At 57.3% G+C, this 24,370-nt stretch carries 13 protein-coding genes; all 13 read left to right on the forward strand.

The window, feature by feature from the left end; all coding sequences use genetic code 11:
* Nucleotide 1: 1 nt before the first annotated feature.
* The 13 genes from narJ to tuf all read left to right on the forward strand — a co-directional run bounded on the left by narJ (nucleotide 2) and on the right by tuf (nucleotide 24,253).
* A complete protein-coding gene (gene narJ / locus Q4P78_RS01870; protein ID WP_303338614.1) occupies nucleotides 2–763 on the forward strand; it encodes a nitrate reductase molybdenum cofactor assembly chaperone in 762 nt (253 codons plus the stop codon).
* Between the two features lie 17 nt (nucleotides 764–780).
* Nucleotides 781–1,644, forward strand: coding sequence for a respiratory nitrate reductase subunit gamma (narI, locus tag Q4P78_RS01875; RefSeq protein ID WP_303338615.1), 864 nt, complete (start codon nucleotides 781–783; stop codon nucleotides 1,642–1,644).
* 148 nt (nucleotides 1,645–1,792) lie between these two features.
* The gene (locus tag Q4P78_RS01880; protein ID WP_303338616.1) at nucleotides 1,793–3,025 is read left to right on the forward strand and encodes a nitrate/nitrite transporter; all 1,233 of its coding nucleotides are present in this window, start codon (nucleotides 1,793–1,795) and stop codon (nucleotides 3,023–3,025) included.
* A gap of 302 nt (nucleotides 3,026–3,327) precedes the next feature.
* Complete coding sequence (gene gcvP, locus Q4P78_RS01885; protein ID WP_303338617.1) at nucleotides 3,328–6,174, forward strand: aminomethyl-transferring glycine dehydrogenase; 2,847 nt, start codon at nucleotides 3,328–3,330, stop codon at nucleotides 6,172–6,174.
* 23 nt (nucleotides 6,175–6,197) lie between these two features.
* Nucleotides 6,198–7,316 carry a glycine cleavage system aminomethyltransferase GcvT gene (gcvT, locus tag Q4P78_RS01890; protein WP_303338618.1) on the forward strand — a complete coding sequence of 373 codons (1,119 nt, stop codon included), beginning with the start codon at nucleotides 6,198–6,200 and terminating at the stop codon, nucleotides 7,314–7,316.
* A 292-nt stretch (nucleotides 7,317–7,608) separates the two neighbouring features.
* Nucleotides 7,609–9,117: an L-serine ammonia-lyase gene (locus tag Q4P78_RS01895; RefSeq protein ID WP_303338619.1), complete on the forward strand. Its 1,509-nt coding sequence runs from the start codon at nucleotides 7,609–7,611 to the stop codon at nucleotides 9,115–9,117.
* A gap of 222 nt (nucleotides 9,118–9,339) precedes the next feature.
* A complete protein-coding gene (gene rpoB / locus Q4P78_RS01900; RefSeq protein ID WP_303338620.1) occupies nucleotides 9,340–12,843 on the forward strand; it encodes a DNA-directed RNA polymerase subunit beta in 3,504 nt (1,167 codons plus the stop codon).
* Between the two features lie 115 nt (nucleotides 12,844–12,958).
* Entirely contained in the window at nucleotides 12,959–16,864 is a 3,906-nt protein-coding gene (locus tag Q4P78_RS01905; RefSeq protein WP_303338621.1) for a DNA-directed RNA polymerase subunit beta', read from the forward strand.
* A gap of 405 nt (nucleotides 16,865–17,269) precedes the next feature.
* Nucleotides 17,270–19,306 (forward strand): neutral/alkaline non-lysosomal ceramidase N-terminal domain-containing protein, encoded by a 2,037-nt coding sequence (locus Q4P78_RS01910; protein ID WP_303338622.1) that lies wholly within the window; start codon nucleotides 17,270–17,272, stop codon nucleotides 19,304–19,306.
* A 504-nt stretch (nucleotides 19,307–19,810) separates the two neighbouring features.
* On the forward strand, nucleotides 19,811–20,185 hold the full coding sequence (gene rpsL, locus Q4P78_RS01915) for a 30S ribosomal protein S12 (protein WP_005504939.1): 375 nt from the start codon (nucleotides 19,811–19,813) through the stop codon (nucleotides 20,183–20,185).
* Nucleotides 20,185–20,655, forward strand: a complete 471-nt coding sequence (gene rpsG, locus Q4P78_RS01920; RefSeq protein WP_303338623.1) for a 30S ribosomal protein S7 — start codon at nucleotides 20,185–20,187, stop codon at nucleotides 20,653–20,655. The genes rpsL and rpsG overlap by 1 nt, the downstream gene beginning before the upstream one ends.
* A gap of 75 nt (nucleotides 20,656–20,730) precedes the next feature.
* The gene (gene fusA / locus Q4P78_RS01925) at nucleotides 20,731–22,845 is read left to right on the forward strand and encodes an elongation factor G (RefSeq protein ID WP_303338624.1); all 2,115 of its coding nucleotides are present in this window, start codon (nucleotides 20,731–20,733) and stop codon (nucleotides 22,843–22,845) included.
* 217 nt (nucleotides 22,846–23,062) lie between these two features.
* Complete coding sequence (gene tuf / locus Q4P78_RS01930) at nucleotides 23,063–24,253, forward strand: elongation factor Tu (protein WP_303338625.1); 1,191 nt, start codon at nucleotides 23,063–23,065, stop codon at nucleotides 24,251–24,253.
* The last annotated feature ends 117 nt before the right edge of the window (nucleotides 24,254–24,370 follow it).

Here is a 24,370-nt window from a genome sequence, read left to right on the forward strand (position 1 = left end):
CGTGGCAGGTTTCTTTTCCAAGCTGATGGGTCGCGGTTCCGCCTCTTCCTCTGCTGCAGAGCAGGAGGCGGGCCGCGCCCCTAGTGGCGACCCCTTTGATTTTGACTACGGTCCGGGTACCGACGCAGACTCCGTGATCTATCAGATTTCGGGCATGCTGCTGGGCTACCCCAGCCAGGAGCTTTTTGACTCCCTACCGGAGCTGCAGCAGATTGCTGCCTCCACCGGTAATGAGCAGTTCATTGCGGCTGTGCAGACCGTGGCGGATTGGATGCACTCCGATGATTTGGAGAATATTCAGTCCAGCTATGTTCAGGAGTACGACCTTTCCCGTCGTCATTCCCTGCACCTGTCCTATTGGACCGATGGCGATACTCGCCGTCGCGGTATGGCGCTGGTACGTTTCAAGCAGATGTACCGCGATTCCGGTATGGTGACGGATTTGGACGGCGAACTGCCGGACTATCTGCCCCTGGTGCTGGAGTTTGCGGCTTTGGTCGATCGCCGCGCCGGCCGCGCTGCCCTTCAGGCATACCGCCCCTCTTTGGAGCTGACTCGCCTGGCTATGCGCGATGATAAGCTGCCGCATTACGGTCTAATGCAGGCGATTTGCGATACGCTGCCCGGTGCCTCTCCCGATACTCAGGAGCAGGTGCAGAAGATGGCTGCGTACGGTCCGCCGACGGAGACTGTGGGCCTGCCCGGTTATGATGATCCGCGTGTGCAGCAAGCTATGCAAGCGGCTGTCCCGAAAGATATTTAGAGCTAAAGGAGCACCTGATGTACCTTGCCAGTGACCATGGACATCACGAGCCCGCGCCGTATGTCCCGACTATTACCCCCGATATTATCGACATTTTCCTCTGGGGCGCACTGCCCTATGTAGCAATGTTCGTCTTTATCGGTGGCACTATCTGGCGTTACCGTGTGGACCAGTTCGGCTGGACCACCCGTTCTTCCCAGATTTACGAATCCAAGATTTTGAAGTGGGCTTCGCCGGCATTCCACTATGGTATGGTGGGTGTTTTCGGCGGTCACGTTGTCGGTCTGCTTGTTCCTAAATTCCTGACTGACTTTGTGATTACCGATCACTTCTATCACATTATGGCGCTCAGCGCCGGGTCCGTTGCAGCATGTGCTGTGTTGGCCGGTCTGGTTGCGCTGGTGTGGCGCCGACTGAAGGTTCCCAATGTGTGGGCGGCTACCACTCAGAACGATAAGTTCATGTACATTGTGCTGATCTTTGTGCTTCTGGCGGGTACCGCAGCGACCGTTCTGTCCGCTGTTGCACCTTCTGAATTCCATACCACCGGTGAGGAATTCAACTACCGTGAGTCTATTTCGATTTGGTTCCGTTCCCTGTTCTACTTCCACCCCGAGGTGGCGTACATGGTTGAGGTTCCGCTCTCCTTCAAGATTCACATTGTATCGGCACTGTGCCTGTTCATTATCTGGCCCTTTACCCGCCTGGTGCACGCGCTTTCTCTGCCGCTGCACTACCTGTTCCGCCCCTACACCGTGTACCGTTCTCGCCGTGGCGAGCGCGTGAACACCCGTCGTGGTTGGGATCAGGTGTGGGTTAACAAGTCCCTGATTGGTGACGATAACGACCAGACTATCCACAAGCACAAGTCGTTCAGCTAAGATACAATAAGTAAATACGGTATTTTAGATACTACTTTGAAGAGGAGGTGGGTTCGATGATTCTGCGCTGTGCGCACCTCGAACCCGCTTCCTCTTCACCCATATACGCACACTTAAATTCCTAATTACCTTAACCTAACGAGGGATAATGAGCACTAACGTTGCGAGCTCGGCACCGAGCTATGACCTGAAGAAAGGTCAGCTGTTCAACCTTCTGTTGATCACCTTCGCATCTGCTGTTGGTTTCTGGGCATGGACCATTATCGGTCCTCTAGCTAAGTTCTACGCTAGCCCCGAGCAGATGAACCTGGACGCAAGCCAGACCAGTTTGCTGGTCGCTATGCCCATTTTCATTGGCGCAATTGGCCGTATTCCCGCCGGTGGTCTGACTGACCGCTTCGGTGGTCGCATTATGATGAGCGCCGTGCTGTTCATTGCAGCACCGCTGGTTCTGCTGGTGGGCGTTGCCGGTGCGGCTAAGTCCTTCACCATGATGCTGATCGTGGCGTTCTTCCTGGGTATTGCCGGTACTGTTTTTGCTATCGGTATTCCCTTCTCCTCCGCTTGGTATGACGCTTCGAAGAAGGGCTTCGCTACCGGTGTGTTCGGTGCTGGCATGGTCGGTACCGCGGTTTCGGCTTTCTTCACTCCCCGTCTGAAGGAAAGCATCGGCTACTTCCCGACCCACATTTTCGTGGCGGTACTGTGCGTTGTCCTGGCTGTTCTCTGCCTGCTTTTCCTGCGTGATTCGCCCGCAACCAAGGGTCGCGAGCCCAAGCCCCTGCTGCCCGGTATTAAGCTGGCGTTCAAGCAGATTTCCACCTGGCAGCTGTGCTTCCTCTACGCTGTGCTCTTCGGTGCATTCGTGGCATTCTCCAACTACCTGCCCACCTACCTGGTCAACGTCTACGACAAGGCTATTGCTGACGCTGGTGTGATGGCTGCGGGCTTCGCGGTGGCTGCTGTGATTACCCGCCCCTTCGGTGGTGTGCTGGCTGATAAGTTCGGCCCGAAGATTGTGACCCTCTTTGCTCTGGGCGGCGTGACCCTGCTGGCTCTGGTGCTGGCATTCGTCAACCCCGAGGGTGAGCACGTTTACGGCCCGATCTTCATCGCTATGGCTGGTCTGCTGGGTCTGGGCTCCGGCTCGGTCTTCGGTTGGGTGGGCCGCGCGGCTGATCCGAACAATGTGGGTGCAACCTCCGGTGTGATTGCTGCTGCCGGTGCGCTCGGTGGCTTCTTCCCGCCGCTGGTCATGGGCGCAACCTACAATGCCGATCACAAGAACTACATGATTGGTCTGACCCTGCTGGCTATTACTGCAGGTCTTGCCTTCCTGCTGGCCTTTGTGGTCAAGCACGGTGAGAAGCCGCAGCACTAAGGTTCTCTGATGCTTCAAAGCCCGTATTCATCCTCCTATAGGGGGATGAGTGCGGGCTTTTTACGTGTGCTTTTTCTGTCCGCGTGCTGATGTCGAGTGTTCGGTGTTGGCGGCGCGGGGAGAGAAGGCATGTGAGCGTAAAAATTTATTTTTGAACATCTCTTGATATTTGGCTGATTTTTCTGTGCGGCCACCCGAGTCAGGGCGCGCCTCCTAGAAGTTTTAGCCGAGATGTGCGACACTAAAAGAGTTAAAACACACCGCACTCGAAGTCTCTTCGGTGCGAGAGTCAAGGAGAAGAAATGTCCTTCACTGACCGCCACATCGGTCCCCGCCCTGCAGATACCCAGCAGATGCTGGAGTACCTCGGGTTTGACTCCCTGGGGGCTCTTATGGACGCCGTTGTTCCCGCGCAGATCCGCATGGGTGAGGAGCTGAACCTGCCCGAAGCGCTGAGCGAGGAGCAGGCACAGGCTAAGCTGGCTGGCTACGCTGCAAAGAACAAGGTTTACGACCAGATGATTGGCGCCGGCTACTACGATTCCATCACTCCCGCCGTGCTGCGTCGCAATATCCTGGAGAACCCGGGCTGGTACACCTCCTACACCCCCTACCAGCCTGAAATTTCCCAGGGTCGTCTGGAGGCTCTGCTGAACTTCCAGAACACCGTCATGGAACTGACCGGTCTGGAAATCGCAAACGCATCCCTGCTGGATGAGGCAACCGCTGTTGCCGAGGCAGCCGTAATGATGCACCGCGCAAACCGCAAGGTCAAGAACGGCTTCTTCGCTATTGACTCTCGCTGCCTGCCCCAGGTTATTTCCGTGACCCGTGGCCGCGCAGAGATGCTGGGTATTCCCTTTGTCATTACCGACTTCTCCGAGGGCCTGCCCGAGGGCGACCTCTACGGTATTATTCTGGCTCAGCCGGCACATTGCGGCGGTATTCGCGATCTGGCACCGATCATTGAAGAGGCAAAGGCTCGCAATGTTCTGGTCACCGTGAACGCTGACCTGCTGGCTCTGACCCTGCTGAAGTCCCCGGGTGAGCTGGGCGCAGATATTGCTGTGGGTAGCACCCAGCGTTTCGGTCTGCCCTTCTTCTACGGTGGCCCCCACGCTGCGTACATGGCTGTGCACAAGGGTATGGAGCGCACTATGCCGGGCCGCTTGGTGGGCGTTTCCACCGATGCAGCCGGCAAGCCCGCATACCGCCTGGCTCTGCAGACTCGTGAGCAGCACATCCGCCGCGAGAAGGCTACCTCCAATATTTGTACCGCTCAGGCTCTGTTGGCTATTGTGGCGGGCGCTTACGCCCTGTACCACGGCCCCGAGGGTCTGCGCGCCATTGCCCAGCGCCTGCACGTCAACGCAGCATGCGTAGCAACCTCTCTGGAGAACGCAGGCTACCAGTCCGTGCACACCGCATTCTTCGATACCGTGGCAATCCGTGCCGAGGGTCGCGCTGACGAGCTGGTTGCTAAGGCTCTGGAAGCAGGCATTAACATCCGTCGCATTAACGAGGATGTTGTGGGTATCTCCGTAGGCGAGTCCCACAGCGATGAGGTGCTCTCTCGCCTGGTCACCGCCCTGGGCGGCGAGCTGGTGGCTGAGCCTGCCGCTAAGTTCGAGATCCCCGCTGAGCTACTGCGCACCGATGAGTACATGCAGCACCCGATCTTCCACAAGTACCGCTCTGAGACCGAGATGATGCGCTACCTGCGCAACCTCTCCGATAAGGACCTGGCACTGGATCGCACCATGATCCCCCTGGGCTCCTGCACCATGAAGCTCAACGCAGCTGCCGAGATGGAACCCATCTCCTGGCCCGAGTTCGCGAATATTCACCCCCTGGCACCGGCCGATCAGGCTGCCGGCTGGCATGAATTGATTCGTGAGCTCTCCGAGTGGCTGGTCTCCATTACCGGTTACGACGCTGTCTCCCTGCAGCCTAACTCCGGTGCATCCGGTGAGTACGCCGGTCTGCGCGCAATCCGCGCTTACCACGAGGCACGCGGCGAGAACCAGCGCGATACCGTGCTGATTCCCATGTCCGCACACGGCACCAACGCAGCATCCGCGGCTCTGGCGGGTATGAAGGTTGCCGGTGTTGCTACCGCAGCTGACGGCTCCATTGATGTTGAGGACCTGAAGGCTAAGATCGAGAAGCACCGCGATAATGTTGCTGCCATCATGATCACCTACCCCTCCACTCACGGTGTGTTCGAGGAGCAGGTTGTTGAGGTCTGCGAGCTGGTGCACGAGGCTGGCGGCCAGGTGTACGTTGACGGCGCAAACCTGAACGCTCAGATGGGTCTGGCTCAGCCGGGCAAGTTCGGTGGCGACGTCTCCCACCTGAACCTGCACAAGACTTTCGCTATCCCGCACGGTGGCGGTGGCCCCGGTGTTGGCCCCGTGGCTGTGCGCGAGCACCTGGCGAAGTACCTGCCGGGCGACGCATACCTGGCAGATGCCGAGGGTAGGCTGCCCGAAGAGGCTGCACTGCCGATCTCTCAGTCCATGTTTGGTTCCGCTGGCGTGCTGCCCATTAGCTGGATGTACATTGCCATGAGCGGTGCTGCGGGTCTGAAGTCCTCCAGCGAGTACGCAATCCTGAACGCTAACTACATTGCACGCAAGCTGACCGAGAAGTACCCGGTTCTGTACACCGGCCCGGACTCCCTGGTTGCTCACGAGTGCATCCTGGATCTGCGCGAGCTGACCGACCGCAGCCACATTACCGCAGAGGATGTCTGCAAGCGTCTGATGGACTTCGGCTTCCACGCTCCGACCCTGGCGTTCCCGGTTCCCGGTACTCTGATGGTTGAGCCCACCGAATCCGAGTCTAAGGAAGAGCTCGATCGCTTCATCGAGGCGATGGAGGTCATCTACGACGAGATTCTGGAAGTTGCCGAGGGTAAGGTCTCCGCTGAGGAGTCCGTGCTGCGCAATGCACCGCACACCGTCGAAGCTGTTTCCTCCGATGAGTGGAACCGCCCCTACAGCCGCCAGAAGGCAGCGTACCCGGTTCCCAGCCTGCACGCTCACAAGTACTTCACCTCCGTGGGTCGTATTGACGGCGTGGGTGGCGACCGCAACTTCGTGTGCGATTGCCCGCCGATGGAAGCATTCGACATCGAGTACAAGTAAGAATTTGTCAAAGGAGTAAATTCATGTCCCCCAAGAAGACCGCACTCTACCCGGTGCACGAGAAGCTGGGCGCATCCTTTACTGACTTCGGCGGCTGGGATATGCCCCTGAAGTACGCTAACGATGTGGCTGAGCACAATGCTGTTCGTACCGCAGCGGGTATTTTCGACCTCTCCCACATGGGCGAGTTCCGCGTAACCGGTCCGGACGCCGCAGCATTCCTGGACTACGCGCTGGTCTCCAATATGTCCATCCTGAAGGTTGGCAAGGCAAAGTACTCGATTCTGGTCAATGCTGAAGGCGGCGTGATTGACGATCTGATCACCTACCGTCTGGGCGAGAACGAGTTCCTGGTTGTTCCCAACGCGGCAAATATCGACAAGGACTTCGCCGCTATGAGCGAGCGCCTGGGCGATTTTGACGTCACTTTCGTCAACGAGTCCAATGACACCTCCCTGATTGCTGTTCAGGGCCCGAAGGCTGAAGAGATTCTGCTGGCTGCAGGTGCCTCCGATGAGGCAGCCGTGCGCGAGGTAGGCTACTACGCGTGGGTTCCGAACACCATTGCTGGCGTTGAGGTTCTGCTGGCTCGCACCGGTTACACCGGTGAGGACGGCTTCGAGCTCTTCGTTCCCAACGACAAGGCTATTGAGCTCTGGGAGAAGCTGGAAGCAGCGGGTGAGCCCTTCGGTCTGCAGCCCTGCGGTCTGGCATCCCGTGATTCCCTGCGCCTGGAGGCAGGCATGCCCCTGTACGGCAATGAGCTGGGTCTGGATATCACCCCCTTCGAGTCCGGTCTGGGTCGCCTGGTAGAGATCGCCCTGGAGAAGAAGGCAGCGAACTTCGTGGGCCGCGAGGCTCTGAGCGAGCTGGCTAAGGAAGCTTCCCCGCGTATTCTGGTGGGTCTGAAGGCTCAGGCTAAGCGTCCCGCTCGTGCGCACGCTACCCTGGTCAACGAAGCTGGCGAGGTTGTCGGTGAGGTTACCTCCGGTATTCCTTCCCCGACTTTGGGCTACCCGGTAGCTATGGCTCTGGTCCAGCGCCCCTACTCCGAGCTGGGCAGCACTATTGAGGTGGATATCCGCGGTAAGCGCGCTCCCTTCGATATTGTTCCTCTGCCGTTCTACAAGCGCGAGAAGTAATCTCTGAGCGCAGAATAGCTAAGCGGGCGCCCCGTATCTTGAGAGATACGGGGCGCCCGTTTTCTGCTTTCTGGCGCACTCGCAGGGTGGGTTAAGCATCTCAGGGACAGGGGAGTGCGATAGTCCTTAAGTTCCGGCACAGGAGAGCCTCAATTTACCGCATCCGTCCCGGAGGGATATGATGAAGTGCTGGTTCTTGTGCGTAGAGGCGCGAACCGTGCGTATTCACCACAGGCTAGAGGCGCTCGCATACGGGCGCACACCTCGCGTATAACTCAAAGGAAAGATAATCGTGGCTCTCGATACTGAAATCCCCAGCTCCGTTCAGCGTAAGGCGGAGGAGCTGGAATACGATATTAGTGTTTTTGAGCTTTTCAGCATCGGTATCGGTCCTTCTTCCTCCCACACCGTGGGCCCCATGCGCGCAAGCAATCGTTTTATTGCCGAGCTGATTGATAATAACCTGCTGGCAGATATTAGCCGTATTCACATTGATCTCTACGGCTCTCTGGCGGCAACCGGTGCCGGTCACGGTACCATGAGTGCGGCGCTGAAGGGTCTGTGCGGTTTTGTGCCCGAAACCATTAGCATTGCCGACGCCGAAGCCATGATGGAACGCAATAGCGTGGACGGCACTCTGCCCCTGGCGGGTTACCCCTCGTCCATGTTCAGCGCCCAGGCGCCCGGGGGAGAAGAGGGCAAGGTCTACGGACCGGTACTGCACTATAAAGAAACTGATATGACTCTGCGCCCGCTGACGGTGCTGCCGCGCCACACCAACGGTATGAAGGTCACCGCCTTTACCGAGCGTAATGGCGCCGAAGAGGTACTGCTGGAGCGCACCTACTTCTCCATTGGCGGCGGTTTTATTGTCGAGGGTGATGAGGAGGCCGCCGGTGGCGTCTCCCTGGCGCACCCGCCTTATCCTTTTGGTTCCGGTGCTGAGCTGCTGTCCATGGCTAATGAGGCGGGTTTGAGCATTGCGGGTTTGAAGATGGCCAATGAGCTGAGCATCCGCAGCGAGCAGGAGATCCGCGAGGGTATTCTGCATATTTACCGTGTCATGAAGGAATGCATTGGTTCCTCGCTGTCCCGCGTGGGTTATCTGCCCGGCCCGCTCAAGGTGCGCTGCCGTGCCGGCGCCTGGCACCGTGATTTGATGGTGGAGGATCCGAACAAGTCTCCCGAATACGCCATTGACTGGGTGAACCTGATGGCTCTGGCAGTCAATGAGGAAAACGCCTTTGGTGGTCGTGTGGTGACTGCTCCGACCAATGGTGCCTCCGGTATTATTCCGGCAGTGTTGCATTACGCCATGAATTACACCCCCAATATTCGTCATTGCGGTGCTAAGGCGCGCGAGGATAAGGTGGTGGAGTTCTTCTTGGCTGCCGCCTCTATCGGTGCGCTCTATAAGAAGCGTGCTTCCATTTCTGGTGCTGAGGTGGGCTGTCAGGGTGAGGTGGGTACCGCCTCCTCTATGGCTGCTGCCGGTTTGGCTCAGGTGCTGGGCGGCACCAATGAGCAGATTGAAAACGCAGCGGAGATTGCTATGGAGCATAACCTGGGTCTGACCTGTGACCCGGTGGGCGGTCTGGTGCAGATTCCCTGCATTGAGCGTAACGCTATGGCGGCTTCTAACGCTGTGACTGCGGCGCGTATGGCTTTGCGCGGCGATGGTATTCACCGTGTCTCCCTGGATCAGGTGATTGAGACGATGCGTCAGACCGGTATGGATATGTCGCACCGTTATAAGGAAACCTCTATGGGTGGACTTGCGGTTAATGTCGTAGAGTGCTAGACAAACGGGGAAATTTCCTGTATCGTTAGTATTTACGCTTTCCCTATCCTTAGTGCCTTCATATAGCGGTGGGCACGGGCTTGAAGGTAATATCTATCGGCTTTGCACTATCGATAACCTGGCTTGTGTTGAGAGAACACCGCACGGGTTTTGAGCGCGGTAAAGCCGGTAATGTTGCCGGGAGGCTGAATGCTAAGACCGTCTGTGGAAGGATCCCCCATCTTGGTCGCTTCGAGCACCTCTAATGCCGCTAATGGCGCGGAGAATAACTCCGACCGTCGTATTTCATTTGCAAAGATTAACGAGCCGCTGAAGGTCCCGAACCTTCTGGCTATTCAGACCGATAGCTTCGACCGCCTGGTCGGTAATGAGCACTGGCTTGCACGCCTGGAAGATGCTCAGGCCAAGGGCGATATGTCGGTTCCCACTACCTCCGGTTTGGCTGAGATTTTCGCTGAAATCTCGCCGATCAAGGACTTCCAGGGCACCATGCAGCTCTCCTTCTCCGAGCCGGAGTTCGCTGAACCCAAGTACTCTGTGGAAGAGTGCAAGGATCGCGATGCTACCTACTCGGCACCGCTGTACGTTAAGGCTGAATACATGAACCTTAACACCGGTGAGCTGAAGCAGCAGACCCTGTTCATGGGTGAATTCCCCCTGATGACCGAAGCCGGTACCTTCGTTATTAACGGTACCGAGCGTGTGGTTGTCTCCCAGCTGGTGCGCTCGCCTGGTGCTTACTTCGAGAAGACCCCGGATCGTACCTCCGATAAGGACATCTACTCGGCACGCGTGATTCCCTCCCGCGGTGCATGGTTCGAGCTGGAAATCGATAAGCGCGACCAGGTTGGCGTGCGTCTGGACCGCCGCCGCAAGCAGTCCGTCACCGTGCTACTGAAGGCACTGGGCTGGACCGAGGCGAAGATCCTGGAAGAGTTCGGCCAGTACGATTCCATTCGTGCAACCCTGGAGAAGGACTCCGTCCACGACCGCGACGAGGCTCTGCTGGACATCTACCGCAAGCTGCGCCCGGGCGAACCGCCCACGGTTGAAGCTGCACAGTCCCTGCTGGACAATATGTACTTCACCCCGCGCCGCTACGATCTGGCGAAGGTTGGTCGCTACAAGATCAACCGCAAGCTGGGCGTTGAGGTTCCCCTGGACTCCCCGCAGGCATCCGTGCTGAACGTTGAGGACATTATCCAGCTGCTGCACTACCTGTGCGCACTGCACGCAGGTCAGCCCTCTATCCCCGGCAAGCGCGACGGCGAGGACATTCAGGTTCCCGTTGATGTGGACGATATCGACCACTTCGGTAACCGCCGTATCCGCACCGTGGGCGAGCTGATTGAGAACCAGATTCGTACCGGTCTGTCCCGTATGGAGCGCGTGGTTCGCGAGCGTATGACCACCCAGGATCCGGATTCCATTACCCCGCAGACCCTGGTGAACATCCGCCCCGTGGTTGCCGCTATTAAGGAATTCTTCGGTACCTCGCAGCTGTCCCAGTTTATGGATCAGAACAACCCGCTGGCTGGTCTGACCCACAAGCGTCGTCTGTCCGCACTGGGCCCCGGCGGTCTGTCCCGTGACCGCGCGGGCATGGAAGTGCGAGACGTGCACCCCTCGCACTACGGTCGTATGTGCCCCATTGAAACCCCTGAAGGCCCCAACATTGGTCTGATTGGTTCGCTGGCAACCTACGGTCGTATTAACTCCTTCGGTTTCATTGAGACCCCCTACCGTGTGGTAACCGACGGTCGCGTGACCGATGAGGTTCGTTACCTGACTGCTGACGACGAGAAGAACGTCGTGATTGCACAGGCAAACGCACCCCTGAACGAGGACCGTACCTTCGCTGAGGCTGAGGTTCTGTGCCGTGCGGGCGATGGTTCCGGTGAAGCTGTTCTGGTTGCCCCCGGCGCTGTGCAGTTCATGGACGTTTCCCCGCGCCAGATGGTGTCCGTGGCAACCGCCCTGATTCCCTACCTGGAGCACGACGACGCTAACCGAGCACTGATGGGTGCTAACATGCAGCGTCAGGCTGTGCCCCTGCTGGAGTCTGAGGCTCCGCTGGTGGGTACCGGTATGGAGAAGTACGCGGCACTGGACTCCGGTGACTCCGTATTGGCTAAGAAGCCGGGCGTTGTCTCCTCCGTGGACGCTAAGAACGTGACCGTGCGTAATGATGACGGTACCGTCAGCTCCTACCCGATCATGAAGTTCTCCCGCTCCAACCCGGGCAACTGCTACAACCAGCGTGTGGTTGTTAAGGAAGGCCAGCGCGTGGAGTACCGCGATGTTCTGGCTGACGGCCCCTCCACCGATGGTGGCGAGCTGGCACTGGGTAAGAACCTGCTGATCGCCTACATGCCGTGGGAAGGCCTGAACTACGAGGATGCGATCATCCTCTCCCAGCGCATGGTTTCCGAGGACGTGCTGACCTCGATCCACATCGAAGAGCACGAAATCGATGCTCGCGACACCAAGCTGGGTGCCGAGGAAATCACCCGCGATATCCCCAATGTGTCCGAGGACGTTCTCTCGGCACTGGATGAGCGCGGTATTATCCACATCGGTGCTGAGGTTGAGGCTGGCGACATCCTGGTCGGTAAGGTTACCCCTAAGGGTGAGACCGAGCTGACCCCCGAAGAGCGCCTGCTGCGCGCTATCTTCGGTGAGAAGTCCCGCGAGGTTCGCGACACCTCCCTGAAGGTGCCCCACGGTGAGTCCGGTACCGTTATTGGCGTTCGTATCTTCGACCGCGCAAACGGCGACGACGATGATCTGCCCCCGGGCGTGAACCAGCTGGTCCGCGTGTACGTGGCTCAGAAGCGTAAGATCACCGACGGCGATAAGCTGGCGGGTCGTCACGGTAATAAGGGTGTTATTTCCAAGATCCTGCCGATCGAGGATATGCCCTTCCTGGAAGACGGTACCCCCGTTGACGTGATCCTGAACCCCCTGGGCGTGCCCGGCCGTATGAACATTGGTCAGGTGCTCGAGGTTCACACCGGTTGGCTGGCAAAGCAGGGTTGGAAGATTGAGGGCGACCCGGCATGGCTGAAGTCCATGCCGAACTTCCCGAAGGAATCCGGCCCCACCCGCCTGGCAACCCCGGTATTCGACGGCGCTCATGAGGATGAGCTCTTCGACCTGATGGACCACTCCAACCCGAACCGTGATGGCGACCGCCTGATCAACCGTTCCGGTAAGGCACGTCTGATTGACGGCCGTAGCGGTGAGCCCTTCCCGGAACCGATCTCTGTGGGTTACCAGTACATCCTGAAGCTGCACCACCTGGTGGACGATAAGATTCACGCTCGTTCCACCGGTCCGTACTCCATGATTACCCAGCAGCCCCTGGGTGGTAAGGCACAGTTCGGTGGCCAGCGCTTCGGTGAGATGGAAGTGTGGGCGCTGGAAGCATACGGCGCCGCATACACCCTGCAGGAAATTTTGACCGTCAAGTCCGATGACGTGGCAGGTCGTGTGAAGGTCTACGAGGCTATCGTTAAGGGTAATAACATCCCTGAGCCCGGTATCCCCGAATCCTTCAAGGTTCTTATTAAGGAAATGCAGTCCCTGTGTCTGAACGTTGAGGTGCTCTCCACCGACGGTCAGATCATTGAGATGAGCGACTCGGAAGATGAAGGCTTCCGCGCTGCTGAAGATATGGGTGTGAACCTGACCCGCGACGAGCCCAGCTCCGTGGACGAGTTCTAAACACTCGCTTCTTCATTCACCCATCGGTGCGGGCGGTTCATTCAGAAACCGTTCCGCCCGCGCCGTGGGTTTTCGAAAGTCTTCATAGAACTACAGAAAAGAGATTAGGACCGATATGTCCAAGGAATCTTCGCTTGGTTTGATGCGAATTGGCCTTGCCACCGCTGACGATATTCGTCGCTGGAGCTACGGCGAGGTTAAGAAGCCCGAGACCATCAACTACCGTACCCTCAAGCCGGAGAAGGAAGGCCTCTTCGATGAGCGCATCTTCGGCCCCACTAAGGACTGGGAATGCTACTGCGGTAAGTACAAGCGCGTGCGCTTCAAGGGTATTATCTGTGAGCGCTGTGGCGTTGAGGTGACCCGTTCCAAGGTGCGTCGCGAGCGTATGGGCCACATTGAGCTGGCTGCCCCCGTGACCCACATTTGGTACTTCAAGGGTGTTCCCTCCCGCCTGGGCTACCTGCTGGATCTGGCACCGAAGGACCTGGAGAAGGTTATCTACTTCGCTGCCTACATGATCACCAGCGTTGATGAGGAAGCTCGTCACGACGATTTGCCCATGCTGCAGGCTGCACACGACCGCGAGAAGGCACAGCTGCAGGCTGACCTGAACGCTGATATTGCTGCTATTAGCCGCGAGACCGAAGAAGAACTGGCTCGTATTGAGGCTGAGGGCGGCAAGGCAGCTGAGAAGCGCAAGCTGCGCGACCAGGCTGAGAAGCAGCTGGCTGGCGTACGCAAGCGTTTTGAGCGCGAGGTTGAGCACCTGGATCGCGTCTGGGATCGATTCAAGAACCTGAAGGTCGCTGACCTGGAAGGTGACGAGGCACTGTACCGCACCATGGTCGATAAGTACGGTCTGTACTTCGAAGGTGCTATGGGTGCAGAGGCCATTAAGAAGCGCCTGGAGAACTTCGATCTGGAAGCAGAAGCTGAGCTGCTGCGCGAGATCATCCAGACCGGCAAGGGCCAGAAGAAGACCCGCGCTCTGAAGCGTCTGAAGGTTGTCAACGCATTCCTGACCACCGATAACTCCCCGCTGGGCATGGTCCTGGACGTTGTTCCGGTCATCCCGCCGGATCTGCGCCCCATGGTGCAGCTGGACGGTGGCCGCTTCGCAACCAGCGACCTGAACGATCTGTACCGCCGTGTTATTAACCGTAATAACCGCCTCAAGCGTCTGCTGGAGCTGGGTGCACCCGAGATCATCGTCAACAACGAAAAGCGCATGCTGCAGGAAGCTGTGGACTCGCTCTTCGACAACGGCCGCCGTGGCCGCCCCGTGACCGGTCCGGGTAACCGTCCGCTCAAGTCCCTGTCCGATATGCTCAAGGGTAAGCAGGGTCGTTTCCGTCAGAACCTGCTGGGTAAGCGCGTTGACTACTCCGGTCGTTCCGTGATCGTGGTGGGTCCGCAGCTGCAGATGCACCAGTGTGGTCTGCCCAAGCAGATGGCTCTGGAACTGTTCAAGCCCTTCGTGATGAAGCGCCTGGTGGAGCTGGGTCACGCCCAGAACATCAAGAGCGCAAAGCGTATGGTTGAGCGTTTCCGTCCCGAGGTTTGGGACGTGCTGGAAGAGGTCATTACCGAGCACCCCGTGCTGCTCAACCGTGCACCTACCCTGCACCGCCTGGGTATTCAGGCATTCGAGCCTAAGCTGGTTGAGGGTAAGGCTATTCAGCTGCACCCGCTGGTCTGCTCCGCATTCAACGCGGACTTCGACGGTGACCAGATGGCAGTTCACCTGCCTCTGAGCCCCGAAGCGCAGGCAGAAGCTCGCATCCTGATGCTCTCCTCCAACAACATCCTCAAGCCCTCTGACGGTCGCCCCGTTGCTGTGCCTTCGCAGGATATGATTATTGGTCTGTACCACCTGACCACCCCGCGTGATGGTCAGCCGAACGAGGGTCACGCATACTCCTCGATCGCGGAAGCTCTTATGGCGATGGATCGTCACGATATTGAGCTGTACACCAAGATCAAGATCCAGCTCTCCGGCGACGAGTTCGTAGCCCCCGAAGGCTTCGAGCTGCCCGAAGGCTACCAGGCTGGCGACCCGATCCTGCTGGATTGCTCCGTTGGCCAGATTCTGTTCAACCAGGCTCTGCCTAAGGACTACCCCTGGTTCGATGGCGTGGCTGATAAGAAGGGTCTGGGCAAGCTCATTAACGACCTTGCCGAGAAGTACCCCATGGACGTTGTTGCACGCACCCTGGATAACCTCAAGAACGCAGGTTTCTACTGGGCATCCCGCTCCGGCGTGACCGTTGCTGTCTCCGATATCGCAACTCCTCCCGCAAAGCGCGGCATTATGGAGAACTACGAGAAGCAGGCAGCTGACATTCAGGGCGAGTTCGAGATGGGTGCAATCGGCGACGACGAGCGCCGTGAAGCACTGATTAAGATCTGGACCGACGCAACCGACGAGGTCGCAGAGGTCATGCGCGAGAACCTCTCCGCAAATGGCGGTCTGAACACCATTTACCGTATGGTCACCTCCGGTGCACGTGGTAACTGGATGCAGGTTCGTCAGATTGCGGGTATCCGTGGTCTGGTGTCCAACCCCAAGGGTGAAATTATGCCCCGTCCGATCAAGTCTTCCTACCGTGAAGGCCTGTCGGTTCTGGAGTACTTCATCGCAACCCACGGTGCACGTAAGGGTCTGGCGGATACTGCACTGCGTACCGCAAACTCCGGTTACCTGACTCGTCGTCTGGTGGACGTCTCCCAGGATGTCATCGTGCGCGAGCACGACTGTGGCACTCGCCGCGGCCTGATGCTGCCCCTGGTTGACGCTGAAGGCGCACTGCACCCGGACGTTGAGACCTCCATCCACGGTCGTACCCTGGCAACCGACGTGAAGAACCCCGCCGGTGAAGTTATCGCCAACGCAGGTGCAGACGTCTCCGATGAGCTCATCGAGACCATGTACAAGGCAGGCGTGGCCGAGGTTCGCGTTCGCTCCGTGCTGACCTGTGAGTCCAGCATCGGTGTCTGCGCACTGTGCTACGGCCGCTCCATGGCATCCAACGTCCTGGTGGATATTGGTGAAGCAGTGGGTATTATCGCTGCACAGTCCATTGGTGAGCCCGGTACCCAGCTGACCATGCGTACCTTCCACACCGGTGGTGTCGCATCGGCAGACGATATTACTCAGGGTCTGCCCCGTATTCAGGAGCTCTTCGAAGCACGTACCCCCAAGGGCGTTGCACCGATCTCCGAGGTATCCGGTCGCGTCAGCATCGAAAGCACCGACAAGTCCTACAAGGTCATTGTCACCCCGGATAACGGCGACGAGCCGCACGCCTACACCGTGCTGCGCCGCGCAGCTTCTAAGCTGCAGAACGGCGACTATGTACAGGTCGGCGATCAGCTCGCAACCGGTTCGGTAGACCCCAAGGAAGTTCTGCGTATCCGCGGTCCTCGCGAGGCACAGAAGCACCTGGTCTCCGAGGTTCAGGGCGTGTACAAGTCCCAGGGTGTGGAGATCCACGATAAGCACGTTGAGGTTATTGTCCGCCAGATGCTGCGTCGCGTGACCGTCATCGAATCCGGTGACACCGACCTGCTGCCCGGCGAGCTGGTAGATAACATTGTCTTCCAGCAGGCAAACCGCAAGGCACTGGCAGAAGGTAAGAAGCCCGCAGCTGGCCGCCCTGAGATGATGGGTATTACCAAGGCCTCCTTGGCAACCGATTCCTGGCTGTCCGCTGCATCCTTCCAGGAGACCACTCGTGTCCTGACTCAGGCTGCAATGGAAGCTAAGACCGATCCGCTGCTGGGCCTGAAGGAAAACGTCATTATTGGTAAGCTTGTCCCGGCCGGTACCGGTTTGGCACGCTACAACGATATTGAGGTTGAGCCCAGCGAGAAGGCACGCGAGGAGCGCCTGGCTGCACTGGAGAATAGCTTCGGCTTCTCCGGCAGCGTGTTCCAGACCGAGGACACCTTCGGCGGCTACAGCAACGCTAACGGTTTCAAGGCTGTCTCCCTGGAGGAGTACGGCAACCTGTACTAGGATTTATTCCTAATACATTAGCTGCATAGCGTGAGTCTATAGCTCATAGATAGACCCGTTCTATATCATCTGTATGTGAATACAGTGATATAGAACGGGTTTTTATTTTCACTCCTGTCTTAGCTGTTCAATCCGGCAAGGCTGTGGCTAAGTGTCTGATGAGTGCGTGGGTACGGCGCCGCTGCGGAGATTGAAGCTCCGCAGCGGCGCATCCATTAACGCGCTCAGCCAATACACTCAAATACTTATATGAATCCAAACTCAAATACAGTGAAATATCAATCCCAATCACACAATATAAGAACAATCATTCTATTTGTTTTAAGCTGAATAATCATTCTCGATGAAGCTGATAGAGTAGAATCCATGCACAAATATTCCCTCATGCAGCATGTACGCTCATGCATGCACGCACTCTTTTCGCGCCCCGCAGCAGCATTGAGTATCGCAGCTGCTACCGCACTCGCCCCTATTGCTATTGCTCTTCCTGATACGGCAGCTCACGCCGCCGATAACCCGTACCTGGTCGGTGCGGGAGCTGCCGATATTACCGGTGAGCCCGCCGAGGTTGGTTTTATGGGTTATGGCGATAGTTCCCAGAAGGGTAGTGGCATTCATACGCGCCAGTATGCGCGCGTGTTCTTGGTAGTGGATCCTGCTACCTCTAAGCGCAATGTGGTGATTGTTCTGGACGCTCTTTCTGCGTGGCAGAGCCTGCGTGATGAGCTGGTTCGTCGCATTCAGGCTGCCTACCCGGGTCAGTTTGGTGAGGAGAATATTATGGTGACCGCCAGCCATACGCACGCCACTCCGGGTGGTATTTCTCACCATATGCTTTTTAATGTGACGACTTTGGGTTTCCATCCTGATACTTTCAATGCTCAGGTTGAGGGCTCGATGAAGGCTCTGGATGCTGCGATGAAGGATTTGGCTCCAGGTAATGTGACGGTGTCGCGTTCTTCGCTCACTCAGGTGGGGCGTAATCGTTCTATGGCGGCGTATACGGGTAATCGTGCGGAGCTGCGTAAGCAGCTGGTTAATGGCGTGGACCCGACGGATATGACCCTGCGTTTGGAACGTAATGGTAAAACTCGCGCGGTGATTAATTGGTTTGCTATTCATCCAACCTCGCTGACCACGCAGAATACCCTTGTCTCTAGCGATAATAAGGGTTATGCAGAGTATCTGCTGGAGCATGATGATCACGGTGTGGATCGTAATCGTGCCGGTAGCGGGGACGGTTTTATTGCGGCTTTTGCGAATTCTAATGCGGGTGATGTTACTCCGAATACGAATTTACGTGCCGGTTCGGGTCCGACTGATGACCAGTTTCAGAATGTGAAGATTCAGGGTGCTAAGCAGGCAAACGCTGTGCGCGCCCAGTTGCGCTCTTCCGGTACTCCGGTGGGTTCCGGCCTGGATGGTCGTATTACCTATGTGGATATGGTCAATCAGGAGGTGGATGCTCGCTTTACGGGTACAGGCAAGGCTGAGCGCACCTGTAGCGCCTTCTTAGGTGTTCCTTTTGCTCGCGGTAGCGAGGAAGATGGTGGTGGCGGTTTGCCGATTTTCCATGAGGGTCAGACGACTCAGTCTTTCTTGGGCCGTATTATTTTTGCGCCGACGAATGCTCAGCGCGCCTGCCAGTCGCCGAAGGGCCTGATGGTTGCCGATATGAACGGTAAGCTCATGCAGACGGTGGTGCCGGTGCAGATTATGCGTTTTGGTACCTACTATATTTTGGGTTTGCCGGGTGAGATGACCGGGGCTGTGGGTGCTCAATATCGTCTGGATGCTGCCCAGCTTTTCGGTGTGGATCCTTCGCATATTATTGTGCAGGGCTATACCAATGCGTACACCCACTATGTGACTACTGTCGAGGAGTATCAGAGTCAGCAATATGAGGGCGGCGTGACCCTGTACGGCCCCTATACTATGGCGGCGTACCGTCAGGCGTTGTCGAAGGTGGGTACGGCGCTGAAGCAGAACGAGTCTTTGCCGCTGGGTACTAAGCCTTGGGATCCGCATCCGGTGACCAGCCTGCAGGGTAAGGTCGTATACGATAAGCCTGTTTTTGGCCTGAAATACGGCCAGGTGACGGTGCAGCCTCAGGACGCTTATGCTGGGGTTCAGGAGGTGAGCGCTGAGTTTGTGGGTGCGCATCCGAATAATAATATGCACCTCGACTCCAGCTATTTTGTGATTGAAAAGTATAATGGCGGCCGTTGGGAGTATTTCGCGGGAGATAATCACCCGGATACTTTCTTTGAGTGGCAGCGTAGCGGTGTTGCCGGTTCTAAGGTGACGGTGCGTTGGGCGCCTACCAAGGATGTGCAGCCGGGTCGTTTCCGTATTCGGTATATGGGAGACGCTAAGGTCAGTGCCTCAACAATGACTTCTTTTGAGGGCGTGACTCGTCCCTTCCAGATTATGCGCCGATAGTCTGCGTGAGAGTGTTGCGAGAGTGTAGATAGTTCAGTGCCCGGGGAGATTCGTTTCTTCCCGGGCGCTGAGCTTTTATACGGGGCTTTTATATTGGGTCTTTGAGTAGGGCAGAAGCATAGGGGTTTAAGAGCCTTCCTACCTCCGCGTTTAAAAGTTTTTTGCTCTTTTTGAGCTTAAGAGTGGATTAAGCCGGATTTAACCTGTATAGTCTTAACTCGAAGTTTGTAGCACCCGTGTATGCACAGCATGCACAGGGTCAGTAAGAATCAATGGCAGTATGGATACAGTCCTTTGACTCTGCATTTTTTGCTGGGGTCTAAATGCCATTTTTTGGCGTGTCCAGAAACAAATTCACCCGGGAAACCGGCTACTGTACGCTACACCCCGATCCTCGGGGCTTCTAGCAACCGAGAGCGTCCGCTGGGCTGTACAGACAGCGGAAGCCAGTACGTTATATCGGGCTTGAACACAGATAAGCCCGATTCAAGCAACGGAGAAACTGTGCCTACTATTCAGCAGCTGGTCCGTAAGGGCCGGACTCCCAAGGTCGTAAAGACCAAGGCGCCCGCACTGAAGGGCAACCCCATGAAGCGTGGCGTGTGCACCCGTGTGTACACCACCACCCCGAAGAAGCCGAACTCGGCACTGCGTAAGGTCGCTCGTGTCAAGCTCAACGGCGGCGTCGAGGTTACCGCATACATTCCCGGTGAGGGTCACAACCTGCAGGAGCACTCGATTGTGCTCGTTCGCGGTGGTCGTGTGAAGGACCTCCCCGGTGTTCGTTACAAGATCGTTCGTGGCGCTCTGGATACCCAGGGTGTTAAGGGTCGCGGCCAGGCTCGCTCCCGCTACGGCGCTAAGAAGGAGAAGAAGTAATGCCTCGTAAGGGTCCCGCTCCCAAGCGTCCCCTCGTAAACGATCCTGTTTACGGTTCCGCACTGGTCACTCAGCTGATCAACAAGGTTCTGATGGACGGTAAGAAGTCCGTTGCAGAACGCATCGTTTACGGTGCACTGGAGGGTGTACAGAAGAAGACCGGCGAAGATCCGGTAGCTACCCTCAAGAAGGCTATGGACAACATCAAGCCCGCGCTTGAGGTTCGTTCCCGCCGCGTCGGTGGTGCAACCTACCAGGTTCCGGTTGAGGTTCGCCCCGGCCGTTCCACCGCTCTGGCTCTGCGCTGGCTGGTTGGCTTCTCCAAGCAGCGTCGCGAAAAGACCATGACCGAGCGTCTGATGAACGAGATCCTGGATGCATCCAACGGTCTCGGTGCCGCTGTGAAGCGTCGCGAAGACACTCACAAGATGGCGGAGTCCAACAAGGCCTTCGCTCACTACCGCTGGTAATTCTCCGTTTGTGGCCTGCTCGGGCAGTGATCCTGCCCGGCAGGCTTTCGGAGTATCTCATTTAGGGAGAAAAACGTGGCACTTGACGTGTTCACCGACCTTAACAAGGTCCGCAACATCGGTATTATGGCGCATATTGACGCCGGTAAGACCACCACTACCGAACGCATCCTGTTCTACACCGGTATTAACCACAAGATCGGTGAGACCCACGATGGCGCTTCGACCATGGACTGGATGGCTCAGGAGCAGGAGCGCGGTATTACTATTACTTCCGCAGCAACCACTTGCTTCTGGAAGGACAACCAGATCAACATCATCGACACCCCCGGTCACGTGGACTTCACCGTTGAGGTGGAGCGCTCTCTGCGCGTGCTCGACGGCGCCGTAGCTGTCTTCGACGGCAAGGAAGGCGTGGAGCCCCAGTCTGAGACCGTGTGGCGTCAGGCTGATAAGTACGATGTCCCCCGTATTTGCTTCGTCAACAAGATGGACAAGATGGGTGCAGACTTCTACTTCACCGTTCAGACCATTATTGACCGCCTGGGCGCACGCCCCCTGCCGCTGCAGCTGCCCATCGGCGCTGAGAGCGACTTCATTGGCGTTGTTGACCTGCTCGAAATGAAGGCATACGTATGGCCCGGCGACGCTAAGGGCGACGTGACCATGGGTGCTTCTTACGAGATTCAGGACATCCCCGCTGACCTGGTCGAGAAGGCAGAGCAGTACCGCGCTGAGCTGGTTGAGGCTGTTGCTGAGTCCAGCGAAGAGCTCATGGAGAAGTACCTGGAAGAGGGCGAGCTGTCCATCCCCGAGATCAAGAGCGGTATCCGCAAGCTGGTCATCGAGGGCGAGGCATTCCCCGTTCTGTGTGGTTCTGCATTCAAGAACCGCGGTGTTCAGCCCATGCTGGACGCTGTGATCGACTACCTGCCCTCCCCGCTGGACGTTCCGGACGTTGTCGGCTCCAACCCCTCTGATGAGGAAGAGAAGCTGACCCGTAAGGCATCCGCTGAGGAGCCCTTCGCAGCTCTGGCGTTCAAGGTCGCAGCACACCCCTTCTACGGTCAGCTGACCTACACCCGCGTGTACTCCGGTACTGCAGCTCAGGGCCAGCAGGTTCTGAACTCCACCAAGGGTAAGAAGGAGCGCATCGGTAAGCTCTTCCAGATGCACTCCAACAAGGAGAACCCGGTTGAGGAGATTACCGCAGGTCACATTTACGCAGCGATTGGTCTGAAGGATACCACCACCGGTGATACCCTGTGCGATCCCGCACACCCGATCGTTCTGGAGTCCATGACCTTCCCCGATCCCGTGATCTTCGTGGCTATTGAGCCCAAGACCAAGGGTGACCAGGAGAAGATGTCCACCGCTATCCAGAAGCTCTCCGCTGAGGACCCCACCTTCACCGTTTCGCTGAACGAAGAGACCGGTCAGACCGAAATCGGTGGTATGGGTGAGCTGCACCTGGACATCATCGTGGACCGTATGAAGCGCGAGTTCAAGGTTGAGGCTAACGTTGGTAAGCCTCAGGTTGCATACCGCGAGACCATCAAGAAGGCAGTCGAGAAGGTCGACTACACCCACAAGAAGCAGACGGGTGGTTCCGGTCAGTTCGCAAAGGTGCAGGTTTCCTTCGAGCCCCTGCCCCTGGATGGCGAAGAGCTCTACGAGTTTGAGGACAAGGTTACCGGCGGTCGCGTGCCTCGCGAGTACATCCCCTCGGTGGATGCTGGTATTCAGGACGCTATGAAGTTTGGTGTTCTGGCTGGCTACCCCATGGTGGGCGTGAAGGCAACCCTGATCGACGGTGCTTACCACGACGTCGACTCCTCCGAAATGGCGTTCAAGATCGCTGGCTCCATGGTCTTCAAGGAAGGCGCTAAGCGCGCTAACCCCGTCCTGCTTGAGCCGCTGATGGACGTTGAGGTTCGTACCCCCGAGGAGTACATGGGCGACGTTATCGGCGACCTGAACTCTCGTCGTGGTCAGGTGCGTTCCATGGAGGATGCATCCGGCGTTAAGATCATCAAGGCACTGGTCCCGCTGACCGAAATGTTCGGTTACATTGGCGACCTGCGTGGCAAGACCCAGGGTCGTGCAGTGTTCTCGATGACCTTCGATAGCTACGGTGAGGTTCCCAAGAACGTCGCTGACGAGATCATCCAGAAGAGCCGCGGCGAGTAATTTACTCGAGCCACAGCTCACCCCGTACGGCGCGGGTTTGAAAAAGCCCGCGCCGTGCACCTAAAATTTTATTATCAAATCCATCATCGAAAATATGCGTCACTTGTAGTATGTGGAGTTAATCCGCTATTCTAGACGCTAGACCGTTTGAATAAACGGGATGCGCCGAAGAACATATTCGGGTGCATGTTTTCGATACGTTCTAGGAGGAACACTCTTGGCTAAGGCTAAGTTCGAGCGCTCCAAGCCTCACGTTAACGTCGGTACCATTGGTCACGTTGACCACGGTAAGACCACCCTGACCGCAGCAATCTCCAAGGTTCTGGCTGACAAGTACCCGGATCTGAACGAGAAGAAGGACTTCGGCATGATCGACAGCGCTCCCGAGGAGCGCCAGCGCGGTATTACCATTAACATCGCGCACATCGAGTACGAGACCGAGAAGCGCCACTACGCACACGTTGACGCTCCCGGCCACGCTGACTACGTGAAGAACATGATCACCGGTGCGGCTCAGATGGACGGCGCAATCCTCGTGGTTGCAGCTACCGACGGCCCCATGGCACAGACCCGCGAGCACGTTCTGCTCGCTCGCCAGGTTGGCGTTCCCACCCTGCTGGTCGCACTGAACAAGTCCGACATGGTTGAGGATGAGGAACTGCTGGACCTCGTCGAGATGGAGGTCCGTGACCTCCTGTCCTCGCAGGAGTTCGACGGCGACAACGCTCCCGTTGTTCGCGTGTCCGCTCTGAAGGCTCTGGAAGGCGACGCTGAGTGGGTTGCTAAGGTTGAGGAGCTCATGGACGCTGTTGATACCTACATTCCGGACCCCGTGCGTGAGAAGGACAAGCCCTTCCTCATGCCCATCGAGGACGTCTTCACCATTACCGGTCGTGGCACCGTTGTGACCGGTCGTGCAGAGCGCGGTACCCTGAAGATCAACTCCGAGGTCGAGATCGTCGGTATCCGTCCGATCCAGAAGACCACCGTTACCGGTATCGAGATGTTCCACAAGCAGCTCGACGAAGCATGGGCAGGCGAGAACTGTGGTCTGCTGCTGCGCGGTCTGAAGCGTGACGACGTTGAGCGTGGTCAGGTTGTCGTGGAGCCGGGCTCCATCACCCCCCACACCGAGTTCGAGGCAAACGTCTACATCCTGTCCAAGGATGAGGGCGGCCGCCACAACCCGTTCTACTCCAACTACCGTCCTCAGTTCTACTTCCGTACCACTGACGTGACCGGCGTTATCACCCTGCCCGAGGGTACCGAAATGGTTATGCCCGGTGACAACACCGAGATGACCGTTGAGCTGATCCAGCCCATCGCAATGGAAGAGGGCCTCGGCTTCGCAATCCGCGAGGGTGGCCGCACCGTTGGTTCGGGTCGCGTTACCAAGATCATCAAGTAATTATCGAGTCCTCGATAATTCGCTGATCTAGCGGATCTCTAGGAATCCCCGTCTATTGAGCAATCAATAGACGGGGATTCTTTGTTAACCTAGAAGAAAGCAGAGCCAATATCCCAT

The organism is Rothia sp. (in: high G+C Gram-positive bacteria), from assembly GCF_030540545.1.
Lineage (GTDB): Bacteria > Actinomycetota > Actinomycetes > Actinomycetales > Micrococcaceae > Rothia.